Annotated in this window: 4 protein-coding genes; 2 read left to right on the top strand and 2 right to left on the bottom strand. The window is 58.5% G+C overall.

Features of this window, described 5'->3' with window-relative positions:
* Window positions 1-673: 673 nt before the first annotated feature.
* Window positions 674-1,795, top strand: coding sequence for a protein kinase domain-containing protein (locus BLS51_RS14510; RefSeq protein ID WP_090188519.1), 1,122 nt, complete (start codon window positions 674-676; stop codon window positions 1,793-1,795).
* 341 nt (window positions 1,796-2,136) lie between these two features.
* Here BLS51_RS14510 and glmS read toward each other — a convergent pair whose 3' ends face one another.
* Window positions 2,137-3,966 carry a glutamine--fructose-6-phosphate transaminase (isomerizing) gene (gene glmS / locus BLS51_RS14505; RefSeq protein WP_090188524.1) on the bottom strand — a complete coding sequence of 610 codons (1,830 nt, stop codon included), beginning with the start codon at window positions 3,964-3,966 and terminating at the stop codon, window positions 2,137-2,139.
* A 131-nt stretch (window positions 3,967-4,097) separates the two neighbouring features.
* Here glmS and BLS51_RS14500 point away from each other — a divergent pair, with 131 nt between their 5' ends.
* A complete protein-coding gene (locus BLS51_RS14500) occupies window positions 4,098-4,550 on the top strand; it encodes an Lrp/AsnC family transcriptional regulator (protein ID WP_090188527.1) in 453 nt (150 codons plus the stop codon).
* A 123-nt stretch (window positions 4,551-4,673) separates the two neighbouring features.
* Here the strand turns inward: BLS51_RS14500 and BLS51_RS14495 are convergent, their stop codons facing one another.
* The gene (locus BLS51_RS14495; protein ID WP_090188531.1) at window positions 4,674-6,842 is read right to left on the bottom strand and encodes a TonB-dependent siderophore receptor; all 2,169 of its coding nucleotides are present in this window, start codon (window positions 6,840-6,842) and stop codon (window positions 4,674-4,676) included.
* Between the last annotated feature and the right edge of the window lie 26 nt (window positions 6,843-6,868).

Raw genomic sequence — 6,868 nt, 5'->3', positions numbered from 1 at the left:
CAGGGGAAAATGTACGTCTTTGCTTGCTCATCAAACACCTCTCCATGGCGAGCATTCTCGCCTAAATTGGTGTCCGGGTACATTAAACCACTACAGTTTTGAATTGGAATCACATGGCAAATTTTAGAATTCCGCAGGCAGTTGGTGAAATCTCAGTAGTGCGTACACGTGATGCGGTGGTGACGATAGAAGCAGCAGTTCATGTCAGCAGCGGTTGTAAACCGATACACCTCAGCGATTGAAAACTGATACCCACCACTGCCAAACAAGCTGATGGCCTCCACAGCGAAGTTATCGACATTCTTGATGCGTGCCTTGATCCAGATCCAAATAATCGCCCCTCAGCAGACCAGATCAGCGTGCTGTTGGGTAGGCACCTCAGCCGGAACAAGCACCGAGGCCTATTTGTGCAAGGCATGACCAAAGTTTATGAGTTGTCCGCGAACCATACATCTGTCTCGTTAAAGATCGGTACGTTGGGGGGACTAAAAGTTACCTATGACGGCCTTCGATTCTCAATCGCAGAACTGGAGGGTTCGGTTAGTATCAACAATATACCGGCCGAACTTGGGCACGTACTTCAAGACGCGTGCGTCCTTGGATTTGGCGATTCCACCCTAGGATCAGGTAGGCAATGGGTCACGTTCTTTTCGTCGCATCCGGAGGTTGTGTTATGAAGTTTAATGCTGGCGAGGTCATTGCAGGACGGTATAGGATTGACGCTTTCCATCTTGAAGGTGGTATGCAAGAAGTCTATCGATGCTCCGACCTTGCGCTGGATCGAATTGTGGCGCTTAAGACTCCACGTGATGGAATCGTGGATAAGCGCTTTAGTAGGGGCGCGCAGATGGGAGCCCGCGTCGTGCACCCGAATGTGGCAGCGACTTTAGATTACGTCGAGGAAGATTCACATCGGTGTTTGATTGAAGAGTTTATCGACGGTAAAGATCTTGGCAGGCGACTCGCGAGCGATTTCGTCTTTCTCGATCCATCTCTCTCAGCTTGGGTGGTCCACAATATAGCAAAGGGACTTCAGGCTGCTCATAGTGTTGGCATCTGCCACCGTGATCTTAAACCGAGTAACATCATGACGTCTGCCGATGGGCACATGGATATCATTAAATTGACCGACTTTGGCATAGCAAAGCTGGCCGAGATGGAACTGGAGGTCGAAATTGAGAAATTTGAACAAGATGAGAACACACTGACCTCATCAAGCACACTTCTCGGCGCTGTCCCGTACTTAGCGCCGGAATGTTGGAGTGATTGGCCAAATGCCGGTCAGCCAGCAGATATTTGGGCACTCGGCTCAATCGCTTGCCACTTGCTGCTCGGCAAACCACCGTTTGGCGGAGGCAAAGGAGCTATCATGAAAATGGCACAAGCACAGCTCGCCGGGAAAGTCGAATTGAATGCCCCCCAATGGTTCGGTAAGCATCTAGAAACTGCGGTGCTTGAGCAGGAGCTATGGACGCTAGTGCAGAGCTGCCTGCAAATAAACCCCGCACTTCGGCCAAAGGCAGATGAGATCGTGCAAAAGTGCGAAGCCCTCTGCTACTCAGCAGCCCCAAGACAGACAGGAGTGATAGAGATCTACCCCCACAAGTACCCAAATGGTGGAACTGCCACTGCTGGTTTCATTGCAATGGATAGTGGCGGCAAAGCATTCTTCCATATTAGTGATTTCTTCGGAGCAGAAGTAAAACCGCAGGTTGGTCAGCGTATAAACTTTAGCATTGCCGCAGGTCGACCTAGGGAGCGCTGCTCGCCGGTATTACTTCTGCAGGACGCATAGCGCCGGAAAGTCTACAGGTTCAAAAGGTGGCACAGAAGCAAGCGGCACAGCACGCTTCCCGCCCTTTTGAGCGATGCTTCCAAACTTTAGTCGAAAAAAAGCCAACCCCGCAGGGCTGGTTTTTTCGTTGTTTGGTAGGCTTCCCGTGAGTCGAACACGGCACCAGCGGATTCTGGTTTGTGTGACTTTCGCCACTCCCTGGACTATGCCTTCACCATAGCTTGCACCGTAGGTTACTCGCTCGGCGGCCAGTGTCAAACTTTATTATTTAGTGTCAAACTTTATTATTTAGTGTCAGACTTTATTATTTAGTGTCAATTAGGTCTGGCGTAGAAATAGCCTTACTCCACCGTCACCGACTTGGCCAGGTTACGTGGCTTGTCCACATCGGTGCCGCGCGCTACGGCTGCGTGGTAGGCCAGCAGTTGCAGCGAGACGACGTGCAGGATGGGCGACAGCAGGCCGTAGTGTTCCGGCAGGCGGATGACGTGCACGCCTTCGCCTGATGTGATGCGCGAGTCGACGTCGGCAAAGACGTACAGCTGGCCGCCCCGCGCGCGCACTTCCTGCATATTCGATTTCAGCTTTTCGATCAGCGCGTCGTTCGGTGCCACTGTCACCACCGGCATTTCTTCCGTCACCAGCGCCAGCGGGCCGTGCTTCAGTTCGCCTGCCGGATAGGCTTCGGCGTGGATGTAGGAAATCTCTTTCAGCTTCAGCGCGCCTTCCAGCGCGATCGGGTAGTGCATGCCACGACCGAGGAACAGCGCATTTTCCTTGCGCGCGAAGTCTTCCGCCCAGGCGATGATCTGCGGCTCCAGCGCCAGCACCGAGGCGATTGCCACCGGCAGGTGACGCATGGCTTTCAGATGCTCGGCTTCTTCGGCGTCGGTCAGGCGGCCGTTGATTTGCGCCAGCGACAAGGTCAGCAGGAACAGGCCGGCCAGCTGGGTGGTGAAGGCTTTGGTCGATGCCACGCCCACTTCCACGCCGGCGCGGGTGATGTAGGCCAGTTTGCACTCGCGCACCATGGCGCTGGTGGCGACGTTGCAGATGGTCAGCGTGTGCTCCATGCCCAGCGAACGCGCGTGTTTCAGCGCGGCCAGCGTGTCGGCTGTTTCGCCGCTTTGCGAGATGGTGACCACCAGCGTGTTCGGGTGCGGCACGCTGTCGCGGTAGCGGTATTCGGAGGCGATCTCGACGTTGACCGGAATCCTGGCCACCGATTCGATCCAGTACTTGGCGGTCAGGCCCGAGTAGTAGCTGGTGCCGCAAGCGAGGATCAGCACGCGGTCGATCTGCTTGAAGACGTTGTAGGCGCCATCGCCGAACAGCTCCGGCATGATGCCAGTGACGCCTTCCAGCGTGTCGCCAATAACGCGCGGCTGCTCGAAGATTTCTTTCTGCATGTAGTGGCGGTACGGGCCCAGCTCGGCCGCGCCGGTGTGCGCCTGCACGGTTTTGACGTCGCGCTGTACTGGCTTGCCGTTGCTGTCGACGATCCACACGCGGCCCAGTTGCAGGTCGACCACGTCGCCTTCTTCCAGGTAGATGATCTGGTCGGTGGTGCCGGCCAGCGCCATGGCGTCGGAGGCGACGAAGTTTTCGCCGTTGCCGATGCCGACGATCAGCGGCGAACCCTGGCGCGCGGCGACCACGCGGTGCGGCTCTTCGCGGCAGAACACGGCGATGGCGTAGGCGCCGGTCAGGCGCTTGACGGCTTGCTGTACGGTGTCGAACAGGTCGCCGTTGTACATGTGGTCGACCAGGTGGGCGATGACTTCGGTGTCGGTCTGGCTCTGGAAGACGTAGCCGAGCGCGGTCAGTTCGGCGCGCAGCTCGTCGTGGTTTTCAATGATGCCGTTGTGGACCAACGCGATGCGCGCGGCGTCCGCCGATGGCGAGAAGTGCGGGTGAGCGTTGTGCGACGCTGGTGCGCCGTGCGTGGCCCAGCGGGTGTGGGCGATGCCGGTGAAGCCTTGCAGGTGGGCTTCGTTGATCTGCTGTTCCAGGTCCGCCACGCGCGAGGTGCTGCGCGAGCGTTGCAGCTGGCCGTCTACATGCAGGGCCACGCCGCACGAGTCGTAGCCACGGTATTCCAGACGCTTCAGGCCTTCGACCAGGATAGGGGTGATGTTACGTTGCGCTACCGCGCCGACGATGCCGCACATAGATTACCTCGCGAATTAAGTTAGGACCCATCGTAGAGCAGGGTTGGTGAAATATGCTTTCTCATTCAAGGCATATTTGGCATAAAATTTCATCACCTCAACCCTATGAAATAATATTTCGTAAAAACCTTATGGATGAAATAGATCGTCGCATCTTGAATGCACTACAGCTTGATGCTTCGCAAACCAATGCGGAATTGGCTGCGGCCGTCCATGTTTCGCCGCCAACTTGCTTGCGCCGCGTCAAGCAACTGCGGGAATCGGGCGTCATTCAACGCCAGGTCGCCATCGTGGCGCCGGAGAAAGTGGGCGCCAGCCTGACGGCGCTTGTGGAAATCTCCTTGGATATCCAAGCCGCCGAGCGCATGGCCGAGTTTGAAGCGCTGGTCGCCGGCGAGGCGGCGGTGCTGCAATGCTATCGCGTGGCGCCGGGGCCGGATTTTGTGCTGGTGGTGCAGGTGGCGGATATGCCGGCCTATCATGCGCTGGCGCACCGCCTGTTTGCCAGTCATGCGAATGTGCGGAATGTGAAGGCTTATTTCTCCACATTCCGCAGCAAGTTTGAAACCCGCATTGCTGTGTGAACAAAGTTATACACGTTTATCCCAAGGATAAAAACAGCTTATCCGCGCGCTTATACAGGGCTTATGCACCTGCTTATCCCGGTACTTTGCACATGGTAATCACAACTTTATCCACAGGGGATGTCAGAACCTGGCCGTCAAGGTCAGGCTGACATTGCGCGGCTCGCCCCAGAACACGCCATCATAGAAGCCGATATTGCGGTAGTACTTCTTGTCGGTCAGGTTGCTGATGTTTAATTGGGCACGCAGGTTGCGGTTGATTTCATAGCCGGCAAATACACCCAGCAAACTGTAGCCGCCTTGGGCGATCTTCGAAATCTCGCCGGCTGGCGCGGTCGGACGGCCGTACCAGGATTCGCTCCAGGTCGAGCTTTGCATCTGCAGGCTGCCGCCGACTTTCAGGCCGGGCGCCACGCTGTCGAGCTTGTAGGAACTGGTCAGGCGCAACAGGTGGCGCGGCTGGTTCGGCTCGCCACGCTCGCCTTCGGCGGTGGCGACGTGCAGATAGGTGTAGCCGCCGCTGACATTCCAGTTCGGCGAGATCTTGCCGGAGACGTCGAATTCAATGCCTTTCGCGGTCAGGCCCTTGCCGTCAGCCACATAGGCCTGGGCGCCACCCGGCAGTTCAAAGCCGGGCGGCACGGTGCGGTCCAGCACGGCCAGGTTTTTCTTCAGCGTGCGGAACACGGCGGCCGAGGCATTCAGCTTCTTGTCGAAGAATTCGCCCTTGATACCGAGCTCGCTGTTGGTGCCGGTTTCCGGTTCCAGCAGGCGGTTGTTCTTGTCCTTGGCTGTTTGCGGATTGAACAGCGTGGTGTAGCTGGCGTAGGCCGACATCTGCTGGTTCAGGTCGTAGACGAAGCCGACATACGGCGTGATTTCATCGCTGGTTTTTTGCAGGTTGCTGTTGCCGGTGAACTTACCGCTGGTGTCGAAGGCCGAGTCTTCGGTGCGGTAGTTGCTGATGCGCGAACCCAGCACCACCGTCAGCGGTTCGCTCAGGCTGAAGCGGCCAGCCACATAGGCGCCGCCGAGTTTGACTTCGGTTTCGGTGTGCGAGCCGTCCGGCGTGAAGGTCGGCTTGGGAATGTTGCCGGTCCAGTTGCGGTAATCCGGGATCGCCGCCGGATACAGGACGTTGGCGGTGCCGCCCTGGCTGCTGTTGACGACCTTGCCGCCGTTCCAGCCGGCGATCAGCGTGTGCTGGCGGCCAAGCAGAGTGAACGGGCCGGTCAGGTACAGATCGTAGTTATCGTTGATGCCTTTGCCTTCGCCCCATACGCCGCTCCACAGGCGCATGCCAGTGCCGGTGGTCGGGTTCGGATAGCCGGCGCCACCGTTGGCGACGGTGGTGTTGTTGCGACTGTCAGTACGGGCGTAGCCTAGGTGCAGCTTCCAGCCATTGCCAAAGCGCTGGTCGACCGAGGCGAAGGCCGTGTGCTGCTTGTTGGCCCAGGTGCTCCACGGCGTGGTCAGCGTGAAGTTGCGCGGCAGGTTGGCCACCGTGCCGTCGAAGTTCCAGTAGGGCACAGCGCCCCAGGTGGCGCCGGTCGGCGTGTTGCGCTGGAAGTCGATGCCGGCGGTCAGCAGCGTGCCCGGCGTCAGGTCGGCCTCGACGATGGCCATGCCAACGGTTTTGCGCTCGTGGTACATGTCCATGTAGGAATCGCGGTCCTGATGGGCGACGGCGACGCGGCTGCGCACCGAGCCGTCCGAAGTCAGCGGCACGGTCAGGTCGACTTCGACGCGGCGGTCGTCCCAGCGGCGGAAGGCGACGCTGGCGCTGCCGGTCAGCGTCTTGCCAGGACGCTTGCGCACCATGTTGACGGCGGCCGACGGATCGCCGGTGCCGCCCATCAGACCGCTGGCGCCGCGCACCACTTCGATACGGTCGTACAGGATGGTGTCCGACAGCGGCGAATTGGAGCCCTGCGGCATGCCGTCGATCTGGAAATTATTGATCGAGAAGCCGCGCGCGTAGAAGTTGGTGCGCTCGGTGTCGGCCTGGCCGATCATGACGCCGGTGGTCAGGCCCAGCGCTTCGTCGATGCGGGTCAGGCCGAGGTCGTCCATGAAGGCGCGGGTGACCACGCTGACCGATTGCGGCGTGTCGCGGATCGACATTTCCATGCGGGTGGCGGTGTGGGCCGAGCCGGCCGAATAGGAGTCGTCCTTGCCGTTCTGGCCTTTGACTTCCACCTTGGTGATCTGTTCTTCTTCGTCGGCAGCGAAGGCCGGATAGGCGGCGCTCAGCGCCAGCGCCAGTGCGGTGATGTGCAGCTTGTGATGCATCTTTCATTCCCTTTTGTTGTGATTGA

The sequence above is a fragment of the Duganella sp. OV510 genome (assembly GCF_900100205.1).
Taxonomy (GTDB): Bacteria; Pseudomonadota; Gammaproteobacteria; order Burkholderiales; family Burkholderiaceae_D; genus Rugamonas.
This window is presented reverse-complemented; position numbering and strand designations above follow the sequence as displayed.

Coding starts and splice junctions, on each gene's coding strand:
- BLS51_RS14510 (WP_090188519.1), top strand. CDS start 674: ATGAAGTTTAATGCTGGCGAGGTCATTGCAGGACGGTATAGGATTGAC.
- glmS (WP_090188524.1), bottom strand. CDS start 3,966: ATGTGCGGCATCGTCGGCGCGGTAGCGCAACGTAACATCACCCCTATC.
- BLS51_RS14500 (WP_090188527.1), top strand. CDS start 4,098: ATGGATGAAATAGATCGTCGCATCTTGAATGCACTACAGCTTGATGCT.
- BLS51_RS14495 (WP_090188531.1), bottom strand. CDS start 6,842: ATGCATCACAAGCTGCACATCACCGCACTGGCGCTGGCGCTGAGCGCC.